The organism is Streptomyces sp. CA-142005 (assembly GCF_050942335.1).
GTDB lineage: Bacteria > Actinomycetota > Actinomycetes > Streptomycetales > Streptomycetaceae > Streptomyces.
In genome coordinates this window covers 1,103,758-1,123,421 of record NZ_CP192078.1, presented here as the reverse complement: position 1 = coordinate 1,123,421, position 19,664 = coordinate 1,103,758, and the positions used below count along the sequence as shown (strand labels likewise).

Genomic DNA, 19,664 nt, shown 5'->3' with positions numbered 1-19,664 from the left:
GACCCCTGTTCCGCCCGACGACATCCACCCAAGGAGCCGCTCATGCGCACAGGCCCCCGCACTCCACTCCTCGCCCTCCTCCTGGCCTTACTGCTGGGCCTCGCCACCGTCCCCGCGGCCAGCGCGGCCACACCACCGCACGCGCCCGCGGTGAAGGCGAGCAACGGAACCTTCCGCAACCCGCTCAACCCCGGACCCGACCCCTACATGACCTACTGGAAGGGCGCCTACTACCTCACCACCACCCAGGGCGACAGCATCCGCATGTGGCGCTCACCGTCCCTGGGCACCCTGCTCACCGCCGACCCCGTCACCGTCTGGACCGACACCGACTCGTCCCGCGACCGCGACATCTGGGCACCGGAGTTCCACCGCTTCGGTGACCGCTGGTACCTGTACTACACCGCCGACGACGGCGTCGACGACCACCACCGTGTCTACGTCCTGGAGTCCGACCGGGACGACCCCGCGGGCCCGTACCACTTCAAGGCCAAGCTCGCACCGCCCAACCACGCCTCGGACTTCGCGATCGACCCCAGCGTCTTCCAGCACGACGGCCGCCTCTACCTCGCCTACAGCGGCATCAACCCCTACCAGCACAACGGCCTCAACATCGCGCCGATGTCCACCCCGTACACCGTCTCCGGCGACGCGGTCGCCATCGACGCCGCCGGCGGCTGCCCCGAGGTCCGCGAGGGACCCGAATTCCTCAACCGCAACGGCCGTACCTGGATGACGTATTCGACCTGCGACACCGGCAAGCCCGACTACCAGCTCTGGATGATGTCCCTGCCGAACGGCGCCGACCCGCTGGTGCCCGCCAACTGGACCCAGCACTCCGGCCCGGTCTTCTCCCGCGCCGACGACCACGGTGTCTACGGCCCCGGCCACCACGCCTTCTTCCGCTCGCCCGACGGCACCGAGGACTGGATCGTCTACCACGCCAAGACCACGTCGGCGTACACCTACACCGACCGCACCACGCGCGCCCAGAAGATCACCTGGAACGCGGACGGCAGCCCCGGCCTGGGCCGGCCGCTTGCCCTCGGCGCGACCCAGGACCTGCCCTCCGGCGACCCCGGTTCCGGCACCTACTGGATCAACGACGACGGCCGCGCCGGCGGCGCCGGAACCGTCGCCTACACCGGCACCTGGAACTCCGGCACCGGCTGCGCCACCCAGTGCTTCTGGGGCGACGACCACTGGAGCGACCAGACCGGCAACACCGCCACCTTCACCTTCACCGGCACCCGCATCGCCCTGCTGTCCGTCCGCGACACCGGCAACGGCATCGCCGCCGTCGGCGTCGACGGAGCGGCGGAGCAACGCGTCGACTTCTACGGGGCGATCCGCACCGGCGAGACCCTCCAGTACGTGAGTCCCCGGCTGCCGTACGGCCGTCACACACTGCGGATCCGCGTGACGGGCGAGCACAACGCCCAGTCGCAGGCCGCGTTCGTGAGCGTGGACCGCGCGGAGGTGTACACGAACTGACGGGCGCCAGCTGGGGGCAGGCCACCCGGAATACCGCCTCGCGGACGGGAGTTGATCATCACATGACTCAAGGACCCGCACCCCGGCCCCTGTCCGACGAAGCCCTCTCCGATCTGCTCGCCAGGCAGCGGTTCGGCACGCTCGCCACGGTCGGGCGGAGTGGTCACCCCCACCTCACCACCATGCTCTACGCCTGGGATCCCGAGGCCCGCGTCGTGCGGCTGTCCACGACGGCCGACCGTGTGAAGGCGAAGCAACTGCGGCGCGATCCACGGGCGGCGCTGCATGTGCAGGGCGGCGACGTGTGGTCGTTCGCCGTCGCCGAGGGATCCGCCGAGGTCTCCGAGATCACCACGGTGCCCGGTGACGCGGTCGGGCGGGAACTGCTCGCGATGCTCCCGCCGGCCGCCAGGCCCGAGGACGAGGACGCCTTCCTCGCCCAGCAGGTGGCAGAGCGCAGGGTCGTGATCCGGCTGCGGGTGGACCGGCTGTACGGGACGGCCCTGGACATCGAGGGCTAGCCCCCGCCCACGCTGTCACGCTCCTCACCGGCCCGCTGTCAGTGGGCTCCGTTATCTTCGGACCCATGTCGATCACTGCCCACCTGCGGGGCTCGGTCCGCCTGCCTGGCGGACACGCCCTGGTCAACGGCTTCGCCTTCGAGAGCCGCGGGACGGACTCGCGCCGCGCCCTCCTCCTCAACGGCCATGAGCTGGAGGTGTACGACCTGGACGAGGTGTTCGCCGGAGAGCGGGCGCCCAGTGCAGTCTTCCCGCTGCCCTGGACGGGTTGGGACCGCGGTGTCCACTCGGTGAGTCCCGACGGCACGTTCGCCGTGTTCTCGGGACAGCGCGCGGTGCGGGCCGTGAGTACGAGCGGTGAGACCCTGTGGGAGTACCGGCACAGCTGCTGGGGACCGGAACTGGGCCACCCGCACACCGGGGACGAGCAGGAGGTGTGCGCGGGGCTCGAGCATGGCTCCTGCCGGGTCTCGGACGACGGCAGACTGGTGTGGGCGCACATCGTGACCCAGCCGGAGGAGGACCACTGGGAGGAACGCTGGGTGGTGCTGGACGCCCTCGACGGACGCGAGCTGGCCGCGCTGCCGCTGGACAGCGCCGCCGCCGGATCGCACCACCTCTCCCACCCGGACGGCGTTCACATGGGCCTGTGCATCGGCATGGGTCAGGACGGCATCCTGCTGCACTGGGCACGCTGGGACGGCAAGGAGCTGACCGGCTGGGATCTGAACGAGACCATGGACCGCATCCTGATGGACGTCCACGCGGGACACGAGGGCTTCCTGACGGCCGAGCACTACGGCGCGGACCTGCGCCTGCACGCCCTCGACGGCACCGTGCTCGCCGAGAGAGAGGCGGAGCCCTCCGACGAGGAGGACCCGCACTCCTGGAACTACTTCTGCGGCTTCGTCGACGACGGCACCGTCATCGGCTCGACGGTCGACTCCGAGGAGGACGAAGAGAACAACAGCCACTGGATCCTCGACGCCCACACCCTGGAGATACGTGGCACGGTGACCTATCCCCAGGGGCCCGCCGGCCCCGACGTGCGTCCGCTCGGCGACGGCACCTGGCTCACCTACGACGCCGGCACCGGGACGCTCAACCGCTGGACACTACAGACACCTTGAAAGACCGACGGCGCCGGTCCGGCACGAGCCCATGTGTGTCCTCCTGCGTGAGGATCTGTGAGCCCTCACAGCGGCTGGCTGGCGAGGGCCGCCAGGTAGGTGCCGTAGAGCAGGGACACGGCCGTGAGGCCGGCGCACACCAGGCGGGACCGGGCCGACGGGTTTGCGCGCCACGCCCGCACGAGGGCGCGGGCCGGCGGGATGAGCAGGGGGAACGCCGGGAGGAGGAAGCGCGGCTTGGACGAGAAGGGTCCGGACACCGCGACCGCCGACAGCAGCAGCATGCCCGCGAAGACCACCAGCGGCAGCGGGGCGCGCTCCAGACACAGCACGCAGAACGACACGATGCCCGCCACGACGAGGGCCACGGACACCGGATAGGTCACCCAACTGCCCTGCAGCGGCATCGACTCCAGGAACCGCAGCGGCCCGACCGCGAGGTCCAGGCGGGAGTTCCAGGCGCTCTGCACCTGCTGGTAGCCGTGCCACAGGTCACCGGTCCGCCGTCCCACCCACAGCACATAACCCACCCAGCCCAATGGACCGAGGACCGCGCCGGCCAGGAGCCCCGGGGAGGCGCGCCCGCGCTGCCGTACGACCTCGTGCGCGGCCGCGGCGGCCACTGCCGCGGCGACCGCGACACCGTTCGGCCGGGCGAGGCCCGCCAGCAGCGCCAGTGAGCCCGCGGTCAGCCAGCGGCGGTGCAGCACGGCGTACAGGGACCAGGCGGCACATGCGGTGAACAGCGGTTCGGTGTAGGCCAGGGTGAGGGCGACCGACTGCGGCAGTACGGCCCACAGGGCCACGACGGCGGTGGCGACCGTCCGCCCGTAGAGATGATGGGTGATCGTGTAGATGCCGTACACGGCGAGCGCCGCGAAGCCCCAGGCGATCAGCAGTCCGGCCTGCCCGGCGGTCAGGGGGACCAATCCGCACAGGGCTCGGATGAGCCCCGGATACAGCGGAAAGAACGCCCAGTCGGTCTGGACCGCGCCCGTGCTGGTGATGCGCAGCTGGGTGCCGTAGCCGTGCTCGGCGATGTGCAGGTACCAGACCGAGTCCCACGCATGGACCAGGCTCTTCCCGAACGGGCGGCCGGCCACCGCGTCGACCATGATCAGCAGAACGACCCCGGCGAGCCGGACGGCCCCGAAGACGGCGAGGGCCAGGAGAACGCCCGGGGCACCCTCCACCCGGCCACGGCCGGTCTCACGAGGGCTGTCGGGCGACCGCAGCGCGGGTGGCATGCTCACCCTCCGACCATGAGCGGCCGCAAACCCGAGCGCAATCCGGAACACACCCGTATGGAAGGCCCGCGTACGGCAAGCCGTTCAACAACACCCGGGCGGGTCGGCGGAGTGGCGCCGTAGGTGTCACGGGAGTGCCCCGACGGCAAGGCACTCCCGTGACATGGCATGAGATCCGGAGGCCGTCCGAAAGGCTGAAACGGCTCTGACGGCGGGACTCTTCCTCTCGACCTCAGGCCGCGGCGTCGCGCAGTTCCGCCAGGGTGTCCGGTGTCAGGTGCCGGTGGCTGTCGCCGGCGTCGAGCAGGACGACCGTGCAGGGGGCGCTGTGCGTGAGCGCCGTGGTGAGACTGCCGTCGGCGAACTGGGCGAGCGGGCCACGCGGAGAGCGGCCGACGGCGACCGCGCGGGCGCCCACGCGTGCCGCGTGCTGGGCCAGCGCACGGCCCGCGGCCGCGTGATCGCCGACGCTGCCGAGGATCTGACCGGTGGCGGCGACGCCCTGGCCCGCGAGGCGGTCCAGGTGGGCGACCACGGCGGCCCGGGCCTGTTCGGTGGTCTCGGTCTCGACGGCCTGCTCCTCGACCACCGCCGTCTGCTGGACATGGACGACCTCCAGCGGGCTGCCGGTGTCCCGTGCGAGGCGGGCCGCCGCGTCCACGATGGCGGCGGCCCGGTCGTGCGCGCCGACGGCGACGATGACCGGCGGGGTGTCCGTGGCGGCCGGGGCGCCGACGGGAGTCAGCGCGGGCGCCATCGGTTCGCTCTCACCGGTGTCCGTCTCGGCCCGGCGGAGCAGGCCGTGCCCGCTGGCCAGGACGGGGACGGCCAGGACGAAGGTGCCGGCGCCGAGGTAGAAGGGCACGCTCAGGTCGGTCGCGTCGGCGAGCTTGCCGGCGACGTAGGGCGCCAGGCCGCCGCCGATGAAGCGCAGGAAGCCGTACGCGGAGGAGGCCACCGGGCGCTCCACCGGCGAGACGAGCATGACGGCCTGCGTGGTGAGGGTGTTGTTGATGCCGATGAAGGCCCCGCTGACGATGACCGCGACGATGACCACGGCCGGCGTCTGCACGCCGGCGGCGATGACGGCCATCACGACGGCGAGAGCGACGAGGTTGGCGTAGAGCACCGGAGCGGTGCCGAAGCGGGCCTGCAGACGCGGGGCGACGAACACGCTGAACAGGGCCACCAGCAGGCCCCAGGCGGTGAAGACCAGACCCAGCTCGTGGGCGCTCAGCTTCATCGGATAGGGGGCGTAGCCGAGCATGGTGAAGAAGCCCCAGTTGTAGAGCAGGGCCATGATGCCCATGGTCAGCAGACCACGGTGGCGCAACGCCTTGAGCGGCGCCATGGGGGAGGTGCGCCGGGCGGGCTTGGGCAGGGACGGTACGAAGGCGAGGGTGGCAACGAGGGCTATGGCCATGAGGACGGCGACGCCGAAGAACGGGCCGCGCCAGCTGATGGCGCCCAACTCGCCGCCCAGCAGCGGCCCTACCGCGATACCGAGGCCGAGTGCGGTCTCGTAGAGGATGATCGCGCCGCCGAAGCCGCCGCTGGCCGAGGCGACGATGACCGCGAGCGAGGTGGCGATGAACAGGGCGTTGCCCAGGCCCCAGCCGGCGCGGAAGCCGACGATGCCGTTGATGGAGCCCGAGGAGCCGGCCAGCGCGGCGAAGACCACGATGACGGCAAGGCCGATGACCAGAGTGCGCTTGGCGCCGAACCGGCTGGAGAACCAGCCGACGACCAGCATGGCCACCGCGGTGACGATCAGATAGCTGCTGAACAGGAGCGAGACCTGGCTGGGCGAGGCGTGCAGGCTCTCGGCGAGGGCGGGCAGGATCGGGTCGACCAGGCCGATGCCCATGAACGAGATCACGCAGGCGAACGCCACGGCCCAGACGGCCCTGGGTTGCCGGAACGGGCTGGCGGTCCTTCCGTGCGGTGCGCTCATGAACGCTTCATCTCCAGTTCTCTCCGGGGAGCTTGCGAGGGGACGGGCAGGTTCAGGAACGCGCCTGGCGGTCCTGGATCACGCGGGCCAGCGCGGGGAGCGCGATCGCCACGGCGTGCCGCTCCGGCCCGGTCAGCTCCTCCATGAGCTCCCCCAGGGCATCGGCGCGCTCGGCCCGCCGTCGCCGGAACACCTCCAGGCCGGTGTCGGTCGCCTCCACCAGCACCCCACGGCCGTCGGTGCGGTCGGCGGTGCGGCGCACCAGCCCCGCGCGTTCCAGGCGGGTGACGAGCTGGGTCATGTTGGGCTGGGAGGCGTTCTCGGCGCGGGCCAGTTCGGTCAGCCGCTGGGGTCCTTCGCGCCCCAGCCGGCCGAGCGCTGACGAGGCCACGGTGCTCAGGCCGCCGGCCGTGGCGCTCCGGCGCACGTACCGGACGATGTCCTCCACGGCGAGCATCAGGCGCTCGGCCGATGCGTCCACCGGGCCGACAGGGTCCATAACCTGCTTATGCATAAGCTCATTATGCAGATACGTGTACTACACATCAAGTGGGTTCCGGCGGCGCGCACATCGGTTCCGGCACTTCGGGAGCTCGACGGGGCTGGATGAGCCTGGCGGGGGTCATGGTGCTGCTGTGCAAGACCGGCCCGGGGCGAGTCCCGCCCGTGCGGTTACGGCACGTCGGAGGCCCCTCGCCGCTGGACCTGCCGCCGGCGCGGGGCCTCGTCGTCGGGGACGTCCGGCGAAGCGAAGTGGAACGGCACCCCGAGATGGTCGGCCAGGGTCTGTCCCGCCTCGGAGGCGGCAGTGGCCGGCGGAGGGCCGACGGCGCGCTGGTGGACGGTCGCCAGATGTCCTTCCCCGTCCGGCTCCTCCAGGACCGCGACCAGGCACACGAACCAGTCATGGACGGTGTCGCCCTCCCAGACCGCCTCGATCGCGGCCACCCGGCCCGGGTGCGCGGCCGCGCGGGCCGCGAGTGAGGAGACGTCCAGCGGATCGGGCTGCCTGCGTCGCACCCGGTCGCCGAGGGCGTCGTAGCGGGCGTGGACAACCTCCTCCGCCTCGCGCAGGCCGCCCCCGAGCGGACGCAGCGCGTCCCAGGCGGCTTTGACCGCCATGAGCCGGCGGTCGTGCAGCACCTCAGAGTCGATCTCCCGACGGGTCTGTTCCTCCAGCGAGGACCACCAGCCGCTCATCGCCTCACCAGGGCCGATGTCGTTACGTGCCGCATGCGGCGAAGCTACCTCACCCCCGGACGGCCGCGAGGGGTGGCCGACCCGGCAGGCGGCTTTTCGCGCGGATATGGTGGGTACGCGGTGATACGCCAGGATGTCCGCGATCCGCTGGTTCGGCAGCGTGGAAGAAGTGATGCCGATGATCTCCGACATGGTTCTGGTGCCCACCAGCGACGCCACGCTCTCCGGGGACCTCGTGGTCCCGACGGCGGCGCGGGCCGTGGTGCTCTTCGCGCACGGCAGCGGCAGTTCCCGGCACAGTCCGCGCAACCGGATGGTGGCCGCCGAACTGCGCACCGCCGGGTTCGGCACGCTGTTGATGGACCTGCTGAGCGAACGGGAGGAGCGGCACGACGCGCTGACCGGCGAGCACCGCTTCGACATCCCGCTCCTCGGCCGACGGCTCGTCGCAGCGATCGACTGGATGGACACACAACCCGACACCCGCGGCCTCCCGGTCGTCCTGTTCGGCGCCAGCACGGGCGCCGCCGCAGCGCTGGTGGCCGCGGCCGAACGCCCCGACCGGGTGCTGACCGTGGTCTCGCGAGGCGGCCGGCCCGATCTTGCGGGTGACGCCCTCGGACGGGTACAGGCCCCGGTGCTGCTCATCGTCGGCGGCCAGGACCAGCAGGTCCAGGAGCTGAACGAGGAAGCGGCCCGGTACTTGCGTGTGCCGCACAGCCTGCACATCGTTCCGGGCGCGACCCACTTGTTCGGCGAGCCCGGAGCCCTGGAACAGGTCGCCGAGGTGGCCAGGCAGTGGTGCGACGAGCGACTGACCAGGACGACCGACTGACCAGGGAGACCGCCCAACAGGACAAGTGACCGCTCGCGCCGGCACCCACCGGCGCGAGGCGGTCCGCGAAGTCCCCCGCCGGCGCGGTTTCCGTCAGCTCAGGTCGGGCCTCCCGAAGAACTCCGCGTAGCGGGCCGGCAGCCCGGACAGGAGGTGGTCGATCTGCCCGGCGGGCACCGCGTCGGCCACCGTCGACAGTACGGCGTCCGCGTCCCACTCAGCCGTACGGGGCCGGGCGCCGGTCTGCACGGACACCCGCCGGAGGAACTCGTCACAGTCGAACGCCTCGGGACGCCCACGGTCCAGATGCAGGGCCTCGTCCAGCGGGGCGGGCAACCGAGCCGCCAGTTCGTCGGCCTCTTCCGGGGCGATCCGGGTCGCCAGCACCCACAGGACCGCCTCACAGACGTGCTCGGTCTCCTCGCGGCTGCGGTACTCGCCCCGGTCGCGGACCTGGTCCAGGAATTCTTCCAATTGCACGGCGGCCTCCACTGTCGTCGCAGGCCATCACAGCGAGCTGCACCCCTGCCGTCCAGCGCGGCCGCCTCCGGGACGGCCGACGGACACGGGTGATGTCGTCATTGTAGGTTTTCGGGTGGTCTCGGGCCGCGAGGAAGCGGAGGCGGGACACGATCGTCACGCGGCGATCCGGCGCCCGGCACCCCGATCCGGCGGACAGCGGGCGGCGGCCGCACAAGAGCCGGGACCGAGCGCCATCCGGTCCGGGAGCACTCGAGACCCTGTCCGCAGAGGGGATCGTCACCCACGTCCCCGCAACTCGGCCGAACTCCCTGGAGGCCGAGGCGGAGACGAACGCGACGGCCCGGCTGCGGCCCGAGGAACGACCGTCACGGCAACGACCGGCTCCTGCGCCTCGTCCCGTAGTTGCGGGAGGCACTGGAGCCGCACCGGACCCCGTCCCACCGCCGCGCCACGGCCGCCGGTGGCCTGGCATGGGCCGAGACGATCTCGCCGACCGCGACGGTATCGTCACCGCCTTCCACACCGGCGAGCCCCGCATGCGCCGCACCGGCCGGCCGAGCGCTGCGCGGCGGGCCGAGGCGAAGCCGGTCGGGTGATTGGCGGGCCGGTCTCGGCTCGGGTGCGGCCTGTCGCGGGCTCGGCCGGAGAGACTGCGGCCATCCCAACGGAGGTGGCGAAACATATGCTCAGCGACAGCACGGCGACGATCCTTGACGAGAGGCCGAGCGTGGCGGCGGTCGTCGCCGGTGCTGCGCGCGTGGCGCAGATCGCGGCGCGGTGCAGCGACGAGACGGAGGCCGCCCGGCGCCTCGCGCCCGAGGTGGTCGAGGCGGTCCGGGAGGCCGGGTTCGCCCGGCACTTCGTGCCCGTGGCCTTCGGCGGCACGGAAGGCCGGTTCGTGGACATGACCTTGGCGGTGACCCTGGTCGGCGAGGGCTGCGCCTCGGCCGCGTGGGCCGCCTCGCTGTCCGCCTACGCGGCCCGGTACGGCGCGTACCTGCCCCCGGAGGGACAGGCGGTGATCTGGGCCGACGGGCCGGACGCCCTCATGGCGGGCGCCCTCATGCCGGCCGGGAAGGCCGAGCCCGTCTCCGGTGGCTGGCGGCTCAGCGGCGAGTGGAAGTACATCAGCGGGGTGCGCTTCGCCGACTGGGTCTTCGCCTGCTCCGCCGTACCCGGCGAGGTGGGCCCCGACGGGCGCGGCGAGGTGCGGTTCTTCGCGGTGCCACAGGCGGACGTCACCGTGAAGGACACCTGGTTCACACTGGGCATGCGCGGGACCGGCAGCGACACCATGGTCCTGGACGACGTCTTCGTGCCCGACTATCTGACCCTGTCGAGGTTCGACATCAACGCGGGCCGGGCGACGGCCTCCGCGGCCCGCTGCCACACGGTCCCGGTGAACGAGGTGAACGCGCTGCCGCTCGCCGTGCCCGTGGTGGGTGCCGCGCGGGGCGCGGTGCGGGCCGCCGCCGAGCAGAACCTCCGGCGGGTCGACCGGCGGGGCGCCCCGGTGCGCGAGAAGCCGTCGGTCCAGATCGACCTGGCACGCTCGGCCGCGGAGGTGGACGCCGCGGAACTCCTCGTCCAGCGGGCCGCCCGGGTCGCCGACGGCACCGAGGAGACCCAGCAGGGCGAGGCGGCGGTCCGCGGACCGCGGGACTTCGCGCTGGCGGTCGAGTTGTCGGTGTCGGCCGTCGAACGGCTCTTCCGGGGCACCGGGACGACGGGCCATTTCGACTCCGACCCGGTCCAGCGGTTCTGGCGCGACGTCAACACCGCCGCCTCCCACATCATCTTCTCCTTCGAAACCACCGGGACGGCCTACGGGGCCTGGGCACTCGGCGTGGAGAGCGCGCAGCCGAGGCACTGACCTCGCCGCCACGGCGCGAACGGTACCGGGCGCCGCCGTCGGGCAGCCGGGTCCGTCACCTCACGAAGGGGTACTTCAGGTGGGTGGCCAGGGGCGTTTCGGCCACCCTGACCTGCTCGACGCTCCGCTGCCCGGTACCGACGCCCTCGAACAGCCGCAGGCCGTCCCCGAGGAGCGCGGGCACCACGTGGAGCTGCAACTCGTCGATGAGCCCTTCCCCGAGGTACTGCTGCACCGTGCTCGCCCCACCCGCGATGTCGACGTTCTTGCCGCCCGCGGCGGCCTTCGCCTGGTCGAGGGCGCTGTGGACGCCGTCGGTGACGAAGGTGAAGGTCGTGCCGCCCTCCTTCACCAGGGTCGGCCGGGGGCGGTGGGTGAGCACGAAGACCGGGGTACGGAACGGCGGATTGTCGCCCCAGAACTCCTCGCCCGTGTCGTACATCATCCGGCCCATGACCACGGCTCCGGTGGCGTCGAACCACTCACGCATCAACTCGGAGTCGCGGTTGTCCTCCCCGCCGGTCATGCCCTGGCGTTCCCTCCAACTGGCCAGGTTGTGGATCCACTCGAAGACCGGCTCGGCCCCGTCGCCGCCCGGGTTGTCGACGCTGACGTCGGTGCCGGCGACGTAGCCGTCTAGGGAGATGGCCATATCCGCGGTTACGGTCACGATGAGGTGCTCCTGAACTTCCTGGGATGTGCTGCCTTCACCCTCACGTCGAACGGGGCGCGGCGTATTCGACAGCTCCCGATCGAGGGTTTCGCACCATCCGCTCAGAGCAGCGCCATGCGGGAAGCCGCCGGCGGACACGATGTGGAGTGGAAACATGTGGTCCCATGCGCGCTGCGTACATCGAGGAGCTGGGTTCCGCCGACGTCATCCGGTACGGCGAGATTCCCGCGCCCCGGCCCGGGCCCACCGACGTACTGGTGGACGTCCTGGCCACCACGGTCAATCCGGTGGACACGTTCGTGCGGTCCGGGCTCTACCCCACGCAGGTCGACTTTCCCTTCGTCGTCGGCCGTGACCTGGTCGGCACGGTCGCGGAGACGGGCCCCGGTGTCACCGGGTTCCGCGCGGGGGACCGGGTGTGGTGCAACAGCCTCGGGCACGGCGGGAGGCAGGGTGCGGCGGCGGAGCAGGCGGTGGTGGCGGCCGACCGGCTGTACCACCTGCCCGCGGGAGTCGATCCGTACGCGGCGGTGGCGGCGTTCCATCCGGCGGCGACCGCCTATCTGGCTCTGTTCATCCACGGGCGGCTCCGGGTGGGGGAGACGGTGCTGGTCGGCGGCGCCGCGGGCAATGTCGGCAGTGCCCTGGTGACGATGGCGGTGCGGGCCGGTGCCCGCGTCATCGCCACGGCCGGCGCCCGGGACGCGCGGTACTGCGCCGAGCTGGGCGCGGCCGAGGTGTTCGACTATCGGGATCCGGCACTGACCGAGAAGATCCGCGGCGCGGCGCCGTCGGGGCTCGACCTCTACCTCGACACCGCCGGCGTCAACGACTTGCGGACCACGGTCGACCTGCTCGCCCGCAGGGGCCGCGTGGTGCTGCTGGCCGGCGCCCGGACCCGGCTCGTGCTACCTGCCGGGGCGCTGTACATGAACGACCGTTCCATCGTGGGGTTCGTGATCTCCCACGCGACACCCGACGAACTCGCCGAAGCCGCCACGTACATCAACGACCTGCTCGCCCGGGGTGCTCTGCGCGCGCGCAGCATCGAGGTCTTCCCCCTCGGAGCGGCCGCGGAGGTGCACGCCCGGATGGACAAGGGCGAACTGCACGGACGGCGGGCCGTCCTGCGTACGGACCTCACCTCCACCGGCTGACGTCTGGACCGCTCGCCGCCGGTCAAGTGCCGCCGGGCCCGCCGTATGTTCAGGTGATGTGCCGCAGCAGCGCCGCGACCGCCGCGGGAGGCTCACCGTGCGGCCGTACCACCATCACCTTCCAGCTCGGTGCATGCCGGGTGAACCGATACGTCGTCAGGTCGGGGAAGCGGTCGGCGATGGACCGGGGCATGACGCAGACACCCAGGTCGTTGCGGACCAGTTCGGACGCGGCCACGATGTCGTTCACCTCGAAGGTCGTGGTGCGCTCGACGCCGGCGGCGCGGAAGGCCCGGTCGACGGCGTGGCGGATCGCCCAGCCCGGGGTGAAGTCCACCAGGGGCAACCGCGCGACCGTGTCCGGTTCGACGGTGCCCTCGGGAGCGCCCTCCGCGAGGTCCCGGCCGGGGGCCACGACCAGGACCATCTCCTCGCGGGACAGCAGCCGGGTCACGAGCCCCCGCTGCTGCTGGCGGTCCAGTGCCACCACCGCCAGGTCCACCGTGCCCTCGCGCAGGGCCTGCCGGATGTCGGTCACCGCCGCCTGCCGCAGCCGGACCACCACTCCCGGGTGCTCCGACCGCAGTGCGGCCAGGGCGTGGTGCAGTCCCGCCCAGACGCCCTGCATGATGCCGACGGTCACCCGCCCACGCAGTTCCCCCTTGGTCGCGTCGACCGCCTCGCGCGCCAGTTCGGCGGCGCGCAGGGCCGCTCGTGCGGCGGGTACGAAGGCCTCCCCGGCCGGGGTGAGCGCCACCCGGTGGGTGGTCCGGGTGAACAGCGGGGTGCCCAGCTCGCGTTCGAGGGCGCGGACCGTGCCGGAGACGGCGGACTGGACCACGTGCAGCCGCCTCGCCGCGGCCGTGAACCCGCCCGCGTCCGCCACCGCGACGACGGCTTCCATCTGCCGCAGGTCCATCATCCGCTCCCGTCAGGACGCAGTGCCCGTGCCTTGGGCATCATGGATCTTCGTTGCATGGTATGCGGGCGCCCGGCGGGCGGACGCCGTTCGCCGGGGCCTGGACCTTGGCGGGAACCCTCATGCGGCGTCCGGGGCATGACTCCGGTGCTTCTTCCGGTGCTCGGTGAGCCAGTACAGGAGGGCGAGGACGGGGAGGCCGGCGCCGAGGGCCGTCACCGCCGTCCAGCCACCGGAGTGGTAGGTCAGCGAGCCGAGCTGCGAGCCGAGGGCGCCGCCGAGGAAGAAGGTGGCGATGAAGGCGCTGTTGAGGCGGGCCCGGGCGTGGGGGTCGAGCTGGTAGATGGTGTGCTGGCCGAGGATCAGCGTGGCCTGGACCGCCATGTCGAGCAGGATGGCGGCGAGGGCTATCAGGACGATGTGGTGCCGGCCGAACCCGGCGACGGCGAAGGCCAGCGCGGCGAGGACGAACGCGGCGCCCGTCATGGGCCGGGTCAGCTTGCGGTCGGCCCACCGTCCGGCCAGCGGAGCCACGCCCGCGCCGGCCGCTCCGACCAGGGCGAAAACGCCGACGCCGATGGCGGAGTAGTGGAACCCGGGGCCGGTCAGAAGGTAGGAGACGGTGGTCCAGAAGGCGCTGAAGGCGCCGAACATCGCCGCCTGGTACAGGCCGCGGCGCAGCAGTGCGGGGTGGGTGCGGACCAGTTGCAGGGTGGAGTGCAGCACGCGGACGTACGGGATCGTCGTGGTGGGCGCGTGCCGGGGGAGGGCGGAGCGCAGGGTGACGGCGAGGACGGCCATCAGGACGGCGGAGCCCAGGTAGACCACGCGCCAGCCGGCGACGTCGGAGACCAGGCTGCTCAGGGTGCGCGAGAGCAGAATGCCGGTGAGCAGGCCGCTCATCACCCGGCCCACGATCCGGCCGCGGGAGTGGTCGGGTGCGAGGCTCGCGGCGAACGGGACCAGGACCTGAGCGACGACCGAGGTGGCGCCGCTGACCAGGGACGCGATCAGCAGCACGGGGAAGTTCGGGGCCAGCCCCGCCGTCACCAGGGCGACCGTGGTGACCGTCAGCAGAGCCGTGATCAGGCCCCGCTTCTCCAGCCGGTCGCCGAGCGGCACCAGGAACAGCATGCCGATCACATAGCCGACCTGGGTGAGCGTGATCAGCCAGCCGGCCGCCGCCGTACTGGTGTGGAAGACCTCGCGCAGCGAGGAGAGCAGGGGCTGGGCGTAGTACAGGTTGGCGACCGTCATGCCGGCGGCGACGGCCAGCAGCGCGATCAGCCGGCCCGGCACACCGGGTGCGGGCTCGGCGCTGGTCGCACCCTGACGTGGGGTCCGGAGGTCGGGGGACTGGGGCACGGTGACCTTCTTCTGGGCCGGGAGCCGGTGAGGCCGGCTCGGCGGGATGCCTGGCGACGATCGGGCAGCTTCCTCGCTGCTCGCACAGTCACAAGCGCCGAGCCGCCCCCGTCCGCTTCCCTCTTGATCGCGATGGTTCGGGATATCGGTCATCTCCAATGGAGATGACCGGTGGGTAAGCTCTCCCGTTCACGGAGTACGCATCGGATGATTTCTGCCTAAACGCGTAATTTGGTCAGCATGACGAGCGGCGGGCCCGGCCGGGAGCCGGCATGGATGGGCATCCCGTGCCGGGCGACTATGATCATGGCACTATAGTTGAATATAGAACTACCCATCCGGGAGGCGGTCCACGGTGAGCAACGTCGAAACGAAACCCACGGAACTGCGGTGCGGTGGCACGGTGGACGCCGAGCGGTCCATCCAGGCCGCACGGGTCGACGTACTGACCCCGCGCGACGTGCCCCTCGGCGGTCCCCGGGCGATGACCGTACGCCGCACGCTGCCGCAGCGGGCCCGGACCCTGATCGGCGCCTGGTGCTTCGCCGACCACTACGGCCCCGACGACGTCTCGGTCACGGGCGGCATGGACGTCGCCCCGCACCCCCACACCGGGCTGCAGACGGTGAGCTGGCTGTTCACCGGGGAGATCGAGCACCGGGACAGCATGGGCAACCACGCCCACGTACGGCCCGGCGAGCTCAACCTCATGACGGGCGGGCACGGCATCAGCCACTCGGAGGTCTCCACCCCGCGGACCACCGTCCTGCACGGCGTACAGCTGTGGGTCGCGCTGCCGGAGGAACACCGCCACACCGAACGGGACTTCCAGCACTACGCACCCGAGCCGCTGCTGACCGGCGAAGCCGAGATCAGGGTCTTCCTGGGCTCCCTCGCAGGCCGGGTCTCCCCGGTGCCGACCTTCACGCCCCTGCTCGGCGCCGAGATCGTCATCCGGCCCCGCGCGACCCTCACGCTCGCCGTGGACGCCGCCTTCGAGCACGGCCTCCTGGTCGACCAGGGGGAAGTGCGCCTGCTCGACACCCTGGTGGAACCTTCGGAGCTGGGCTACGTCCCGCCGGGCGCCGAGGTGTTGACGCTGACGAACGAGTCGGACGACATCGCGCGGACCGTGCTGCTGGGCGGCACCCCCTTCGATGAGGAGATCGTCATGTGGTGGAATTTCATCGGGCGCAGCCACGAGGACATCGCCAAGGCCCGGGAGGACTGGCAGAACTCCTCGGATCGCTTCGGCGCCGTCGAGGGGTATCCGGGAGACCGTCTGCTCGCCCCCGCCCTGCCGAACGCCGTCATCACGCCCCGCAGGAATCCGCCGCGCCACTGACCCGTTCCACCGCGTGCACCGAACCCCATCCGAAAGGCATCCCATGAGCCAGCCCTCCGCCGCTCCGACCGTCGAGCGCAACGAGGTCAAGCACCGGTACGAGATCCTGGTCGACGGCAAGCGCGCCGGACTGACCGCCTACCGCGACCGCGGCGAGCAGCGCGTCTTCTTCCACACCGAGGTCGACGAGGCCTTCGCCGGACAGGGCCTGGCCTCCCGGCTGGTCCAGGAGGCGCTCACCGACGTGCGCGAGGCCGGCAAGCGGATCGTGCCCGTCTGCCCGTACGTGGCCAAGTTCCTGAACAAGCACGAGGAGTTCGCGGACATCACCGACCCCGTGACCCCCGAAGTCCTGCGCTGGCTGGACACCGAACTGGGCTGAGCGCGGGTTCCGGCCGGCCGCCGCACCCGGCGGCCGGCCACCACGTGCCTGAACGCACCGACGGATGCGCGCGAGGACTCGGACGCTCGGTGTCGGTGCGGACGCCCCGGCCCGGCGGCGTACACCCTGCCGACATCCGCCGTACGCCTCGGCGCGGCAGCTTGGGCCCATGACGTACGACCCCCTGCCGTCCGTGGCCGAGCTCATGGCTCTGCTGGCCGACTGCGCGGACGTCTGGGACACCCCGGACCGCTCCGGCGACCCGGTGGACATCCTGGACCACGGGCTCCAGGTCGCCGCCCTGCTCGCCGTGAGCCACCCGGACGACGAGGAACTGCAGGTGGCCGGGCTGGTCCACGACATCGGCCACTACCTCGTGCCCGCCGACGAAGCGGGACACGGCGGGCACGCCGCGGCCGCGGTCGAAGACCTGCTGGGGGCGCGGGTCGCCCGCCTGGTCGCCGCGCACATCCCGGCCAAACGCTACCTCGCGGCCGCCGACCCGCGGTTGGCGCTGTCGCCGGAGAGTGCCCGCACACTCGGCTGCCAGGGCGGTCCCATGACCCCGGCGGAGGCGGCTGCCTTCGAGGCGGACCCCGACTTCCCGGCGGCGATCGCGCTGCGCCGCGCCGACGACGCGGGCAAGGTCGTCGGACTGGCGGTGGCTGCGCTGGAGTCGTGGCGACCGGTCGTGGAGCGCGTCGCCGCCCGCCGTCAGCAGGGTGCGCAGTGCGCGGGTGCGGGAATTCGGTGGCGATGAGGGGGCCAGGCCGCCGGTGAATCCATCCCTTGTCGGATCGTTCAACAATCGATTACGTTCTGACCGTGATCGACCTCAACGCGGACCTCGGTGAAGGCTTCGGCCGCTGGACCCTCACCGACGACGACGCCCTGCTCTCCGTCGTGACCAGCGCCAACGTCGCCTGCAGCTTTCACGCGGGCGACCCCGCGGTGATGCGCCGCGTCTGCGACCTCGCCGCCGAACGCGGCGTCAGGATCGGCGCACAGGTGTCCTACCGGGACCTGGCCGGCTTCGGCCGCCGGGCCATGGACGTACCGGCCGACGAACTGGCGGCCGAGACGGCGTACCAGATCGGGGCACTGCGGGTCTTCGCGCAGGCCGCCGGAGCCGAGGTGGCCTACGTCAAGCCGCACGGCGCGCTCTACAACCGCACCGTGCACGACGCCGAGCAGGCCGCGGCCGTGGTCGAGGGCGTGAAACTGGCCGGCGGCGCCCTGTCGGTCCTCGGCCTGCCGGGGTCGGAGCTGCTCGCCGCGGCCGAGCAGGCGGGTCTCACCGCCGTACCGGAGGCCTTCGCGGACCGCGCCTACACCTCCTCGGGCACGCTCGTGTCGCGGCGCGAGACGAACGCCGTCGTGACCGACGAGGAGGCGGTGGTCCGGCGCGCGCTGGCGTTCGCGGTGGACGGCGCGGTCGAGGCCGTGGACGGTACGACGGTCGTCGTCACCGCCCGCTCCCTGTGCGTCCACGGCGACACCCCGGGCGCCGCCCGGATCGCGGCGCGGGTGCGCGCGGCCCTGGAGGCGGCCGGGATCGAGGTCGGGGCGTTCGCATGACGGAGAGCCGGTCCCCGAAGGTGCGCCTCGCCGGGCGGCACGCGGTGCTCGTCGAGCTGCCGGACGCCGAGCACACCGGAGCCTTCCACGCCGAGCTCCTGCGGCGGCGCGCGGCGGGTACCCTGCCGCCCGTCGCGGAGATCGTGCCGGGCGCGCGGACCGTGCTCCTGGACGGCGTCACCCACCCGGAGGAGCTGGCCCGCCACATCTCCCACTGGGACGTGCCGGCCCGGGCCGCCGACGACAGGGGAGTCGTGGAGATCCCCGTACGCTACGACGGACCCGACCTGGCCCATGTGGCCGCCCTGTGGGGCGTCGCCACGCACGAGGTCGCCGCCCGCCATTCCTCCTGCACCTTCCGCGTCGCCTTCTGCGGCTTCGCCCCCGGCTTCGGCTACCTCACCGGCCTGCCCGCCGAACTGCACGTGCCGCGCCGCGACACCCCCCGCACCCGGGTCCCGGCCGGCGCGGTCGCGCTCGCCGGCCCCTACAGCGCGGTGTACCCGCGCGCCACCCCCGGCGGCTGGCAGCTGATCGGAACGATGCCGGACCCGACCCCGCTGTGGGACCTCGGCCGGGAGGAACCCGCACTGCTCACCCCGGGGACGCGGGTGCGGTTCGTGGCGGCGGAAGGCACGCCATGACCGTCGAGCTCACCGTCGTGCGCTCCGGCGCCCTGACCACGGTCCAGGACAGCGGCCGTCACGGCCACGCCCACCTGGGCGTTCCCCGCTCCGGCGCGCTCGACGCCGCCGCCATGAGGCTGGCCAATCTGCTGCTCGGCAACGCCCCCGGAGCCGCCGTCCTGGAGACCACCCTGACCGGCTGCGCCCTGCGCCCCGACCGGGGCGTGAGTGTCGTGGTCGGCGGAGCGCCGTGCCCGGTGACCGTCGACGGCCGGCCGGTGGCCTGGGGCGTGCCGGTACGGGTGCCCGCCGGCGCCGTACTCGACGTGGGCGGGGTGACCGCGGGCGTGCGCTCGTACGTCGCCGTCGCCGGCGGCATCGCCGTCGAGCCCGTCCTCGGCAGCCGTTCCACGGACCTGCTCTCCGGACTCGGCCCGGCGCCGGTGCGGGCCGGGGACGTCCTCCTGCTGGGCGCCCCCGCCCCGCAGCCGGCGCTCCCCGACAGCGCCCCCTGGCCGGCGCCGCCGACCGAACTGACCCTGCCGCTGCGGCTCGGCCCCCGCGCCGACTGGTTCACCCCCGGCGCGCTGCGCACCCTCACCTCGGCGACGTTCCGCGTGTCGCAGCACAGCAACCGGATCGGCCTGCGCACCGAAGGACCGGCGCTGGAGCGCCTGTCGAACGGTGAGCTGCCGAGCGAGGGCATGGTCCTCGGCGCCGTGCAGGTGCCCCCGGACGGGCGCCCGGTGGTGTTCCTGCACGATCATCCGACCACCGGCGGCTACCCGGTGATCGGCGTCGTCACCGAGGCCGCCCTGGCGGCTGCCGCGCAGGCCGCGGCCGGTACGCCGATCCGCTTCACCCTGGGCTGACCGGAGTGCC

General features: G+C 72.4%; 21 protein-coding genes. 13 read left to right on the top strand and 8 right to left on the bottom strand.

The features are described from left to right. Positions 1–42 precede the first annotated feature (42 nt). The 3 genes from ACQPXS_RS05535 to ACQPXS_RS05525 all read left to right on the top strand — a co-directional run bounded on the left by ACQPXS_RS05535 (position 43) and on the right by ACQPXS_RS05525 (position 3,145). Entirely contained in the window at positions 43–1,494 is a 1,452-nt protein-coding gene (locus ACQPXS_RS05535; RefSeq protein WP_433447475.1) for a glycoside hydrolase family 43 protein, read from the top strand. A 62-nt stretch (positions 1,495–1,556) separates the two neighbouring features. After that, entirely contained in the window at positions 1,557–2,015 is a 459-nt protein-coding gene (locus ACQPXS_RS05530; RefSeq protein WP_433447473.1) for a PPOX class F420-dependent oxidoreductase, read from the top strand. A 65-nt stretch (positions 2,016–2,080) separates the two neighbouring features. Then, positions 2,081–3,145, top strand: coding sequence for a hypothetical protein (locus tag ACQPXS_RS05525; RefSeq protein ID WP_433447471.1), 1,065 nt, complete (start codon positions 2,081–2,083; stop codon positions 3,143–3,145). A gap of 65 nt (positions 3,146–3,210) precedes the next feature. Here ACQPXS_RS05525 and ACQPXS_RS05520 read toward each other — a convergent pair whose 3' ends face one another. The 4 genes from ACQPXS_RS05520 to ACQPXS_RS05505 form a co-directional block, all read right to left on the bottom strand. After that, positions 3,211–4,392: a hypothetical protein gene (locus ACQPXS_RS05520; protein ID WP_433455719.1), complete on the bottom strand. Its 1,182-nt coding sequence runs from the start codon at positions 4,390–4,392 to the stop codon at positions 3,211–3,213. Between the two features lie 232 nt (positions 4,393–4,624). Continuing rightward, complete coding sequence (locus ACQPXS_RS05515; RefSeq protein ID WP_433447469.1) at positions 4,625–6,346, bottom strand: MFS transporter; 1,722 nt, start codon at positions 6,344–6,346, stop codon at positions 4,625–4,627. Between the two features lie 52 nt (positions 6,347–6,398). Continuing rightward, the gene (locus ACQPXS_RS05510) at positions 6,399–6,860 is read right to left on the bottom strand and encodes a MarR family winged helix-turn-helix transcriptional regulator (protein WP_433447467.1); all 462 of its coding nucleotides are present in this window, start codon (positions 6,858–6,860) and stop codon (positions 6,399–6,401) included. A gap of 158 nt (positions 6,861–7,018) precedes the next feature. Beyond that, positions 7,019–7,546, bottom strand: a complete 528-nt coding sequence (locus ACQPXS_RS05505) for a hypothetical protein (protein WP_433447465.1) — start codon at positions 7,544–7,546, stop codon at positions 7,019–7,021. Between the two features lie 178 nt (positions 7,547–7,724). Between ACQPXS_RS05505 and ACQPXS_RS05500 the strand changes: the two genes are divergently transcribed. Then, the gene (locus tag ACQPXS_RS05500; RefSeq protein ID WP_351801897.1) at positions 7,725–8,381 is read left to right on the top strand and encodes a dienelactone hydrolase family protein; all 657 of its coding nucleotides are present in this window, start codon (positions 7,725–7,727) and stop codon (positions 8,379–8,381) included. A gap of 93 nt (positions 8,382–8,474) precedes the next feature. On the opposite strand, the gene ACQPXS_RS05495 is transcribed toward ACQPXS_RS05500, so the two are convergent. After that, positions 8,475–8,861: a DUF2267 domain-containing protein gene (locus ACQPXS_RS05495; RefSeq protein ID WP_433447463.1), complete on the bottom strand. Its 387-nt coding sequence runs from the start codon at positions 8,859–8,861 to the stop codon at positions 8,475–8,477. 473 nt (positions 8,862–9,334) lie between these two features. Between ACQPXS_RS05495 and ACQPXS_RS05490 the strand changes: the two genes are divergently transcribed. Both ACQPXS_RS05490 and ACQPXS_RS05485 read left to right on the top strand, forming a co-directional pair. Further along, the gene (locus ACQPXS_RS05490) at positions 9,335–9,460 is read left to right on the top strand and encodes a hypothetical protein (protein ID WP_433447461.1); all 126 of its coding nucleotides are present in this window, start codon (positions 9,335–9,337) and stop codon (positions 9,458–9,460) included. An 86-nt stretch (positions 9,461–9,546) separates the two neighbouring features. Further along, on the top strand, positions 9,547–10,737 hold the full coding sequence (locus ACQPXS_RS05485; protein ID WP_433447459.1) for an acyl-CoA dehydrogenase family protein: 1,191 nt from the start codon (positions 9,547–9,549) through the stop codon (positions 10,735–10,737). A 55-nt stretch (positions 10,738–10,792) separates the two neighbouring features. On the opposite strand, the gene ACQPXS_RS05480 is transcribed toward ACQPXS_RS05485, so the two are convergent. Then, positions 10,793–11,407, bottom strand: a complete 615-nt coding sequence (locus tag ACQPXS_RS05480; RefSeq protein WP_433447457.1) for a dihydrofolate reductase family protein — start codon at positions 11,405–11,407, stop codon at positions 10,793–10,795. Positions 11,408–11,574: 167 nt separating this feature from the next. Here ACQPXS_RS05480 and ACQPXS_RS05475 point away from each other — a divergent pair, with 167 nt between their 5' ends. Further along, positions 11,575–12,567 (top strand): NADPH:quinone reductase, encoded by a 993-nt coding sequence (locus ACQPXS_RS05475; RefSeq protein WP_433447455.1) that lies wholly within the window; start codon positions 11,575–11,577, stop codon positions 12,565–12,567. A gap of 49 nt (positions 12,568–12,616) precedes the next feature. Here the strand turns inward: ACQPXS_RS05475 and ACQPXS_RS05470 are convergent, their stop codons facing one another. Beyond that, positions 12,617–13,489: a LysR family transcriptional regulator gene (locus tag ACQPXS_RS05470; RefSeq protein ID WP_433447453.1), complete on the bottom strand. Its 873-nt coding sequence runs from the start codon at positions 13,487–13,489 to the stop codon at positions 12,617–12,619. Between the two features lie 117 nt (positions 13,490–13,606). After that, entirely contained in the window at positions 13,607–14,851 is a 1,245-nt protein-coding gene (locus ACQPXS_RS05465; protein WP_433447451.1) for an MFS transporter, read from the bottom strand. A 355-nt stretch (positions 14,852–15,206) separates the two neighbouring features. On the opposite strand from ACQPXS_RS05465, the gene ACQPXS_RS05460 reads away from it, so the two are divergent. The 6 genes from ACQPXS_RS05460 (at position 15,207) to ACQPXS_RS05435 (ending at position 19,654) form a co-directional block, all read left to right on the top strand. Continuing rightward, complete coding sequence (locus ACQPXS_RS05460) at positions 15,207–16,196, top strand: pirin family protein (RefSeq protein WP_433447449.1); 990 nt, start codon at positions 15,207–15,209, stop codon at positions 16,194–16,196. Positions 16,197–16,239: 43 nt separating this feature from the next. Further along, a complete protein-coding gene (locus tag ACQPXS_RS05455; protein ID WP_433447447.1) occupies positions 16,240–16,578 on the top strand; it encodes a GNAT family N-acetyltransferase in 339 nt (112 codons plus the stop codon). Between the two features lie 169 nt (positions 16,579–16,747). Next, a complete protein-coding gene (locus ACQPXS_RS05450) occupies positions 16,748–17,338 on the top strand; it encodes an HD domain-containing protein (protein ID WP_433447445.1) in 591 nt (196 codons plus the stop codon). Between the two features lie 65 nt (positions 17,339–17,403). Next, complete coding sequence (locus tag ACQPXS_RS05445) at positions 17,404–18,156, top strand: LamB/YcsF family protein (RefSeq protein ID WP_356306384.1); 753 nt, start codon at positions 17,404–17,406, stop codon at positions 18,154–18,156. Then, positions 18,153–18,800, top strand: a complete 648-nt coding sequence (locus ACQPXS_RS05440) for a 5-oxoprolinase subunit B family protein (protein ID WP_433447443.1) — start codon at positions 18,153–18,155, stop codon at positions 18,798–18,800. Before ACQPXS_RS05445 ends, ACQPXS_RS05440 begins: the two co-directional genes overlap by 4 nt. Further along, a complete protein-coding gene (locus tag ACQPXS_RS05435; RefSeq protein WP_433447441.1) occupies positions 18,797–19,654 on the top strand; it encodes a biotin-dependent carboxyltransferase family protein in 858 nt (285 codons plus the stop codon). The genes ACQPXS_RS05440 and ACQPXS_RS05435 overlap by 4 nt, the downstream gene beginning before the upstream one ends. The last annotated feature ends 10 nt before the right edge of the window (positions 19,655–19,664 follow it).

Bases quoted from the DNA above. Each gene is read 5' to 3' on its own strand.
- ACQPXS_RS05535 (WP_433447475.1), top strand. From the start codon at position 43: ATGCGCACAGGCCCCCGCACTCCACTCCTCGCCCTCCTCCTGGCCTTA.
- ACQPXS_RS05530 (WP_433447473.1), top strand. From the start codon at position 1,557: ATGACTCAAGGACCCGCACCCCGGCCCCTGTCCGACGAAGCCCTCTCC.
- ACQPXS_RS05525 (WP_433447471.1), top strand. From the start codon at position 2,081: ATGTCGATCACTGCCCACCTGCGGGGCTCGGTCCGCCTGCCTGGCGGA.
- ACQPXS_RS05520 (WP_433455719.1), bottom strand. From the start codon at position 4,392: ATGCCACCCGCGCTGCGGTCGCCCGACAGCCCTCGTGAGACCGGCCGT.
- ACQPXS_RS05515 (WP_433447469.1), bottom strand. From the start codon at position 6,346: ATGAGCGCACCGCACGGAAGGACCGCCAGCCCGTTCCGGCAACCCAGG.
- ACQPXS_RS05510 (WP_433447467.1), bottom strand. From the start codon at position 6,860: ATGCATAAGCAGGTTATGGACCCTGTCGGCCCGGTGGACGCATCGGCC.
- ACQPXS_RS05505 (WP_433447465.1), bottom strand. From the start codon at position 7,546: ATGAGCGGCTGGTGGTCCTCGCTGGAGGAACAGACCCGTCGGGAGATC.
- ACQPXS_RS05500 (WP_351801897.1), top strand. From the start codon at position 7,725: ATGATCTCCGACATGGTTCTGGTGCCCACCAGCGACGCCACGCTCTCC.
- ACQPXS_RS05490 (WP_433447461.1), top strand. From the start codon at position 9,335: ATGGGCCGAGACGATCTCGCCGACCGCGACGGTATCGTCACCGCCTTC.
- ACQPXS_RS05485 (WP_433447459.1), top strand. From the start codon at position 9,547: ATGCTCAGCGACAGCACGGCGACGATCCTTGACGAGAGGCCGAGCGTG.
- ACQPXS_RS05475 (WP_433447455.1), top strand. From the start codon at position 11,575: ATGCGCGCTGCGTACATCGAGGAGCTGGGTTCCGCCGACGTCATCCGG.
- ACQPXS_RS05470 (WP_433447453.1), bottom strand. From the start codon at position 13,489: ATGATGGACCTGCGGCAGATGGAAGCCGTCGTCGCGGTGGCGGACGCG.
- ACQPXS_RS05455 (WP_433447447.1), top strand. From the start codon at position 16,240: ATGAGCCAGCCCTCCGCCGCTCCGACCGTCGAGCGCAACGAGGTCAAG.
- ACQPXS_RS05450 (WP_433447445.1), top strand. From the start codon at position 16,748: ATGACGTACGACCCCCTGCCGTCCGTGGCCGAGCTCATGGCTCTGCTG.
- ACQPXS_RS05440 (WP_433447443.1), top strand. From the start codon at position 18,153: ATGACGGAGAGCCGGTCCCCGAAGGTGCGCCTCGCCGGGCGGCACGCG.
- ACQPXS_RS05435 (WP_433447441.1), top strand. From the start codon at position 18,797: ATGACCGTCGAGCTCACCGTCGTGCGCTCCGGCGCCCTGACCACGGTC.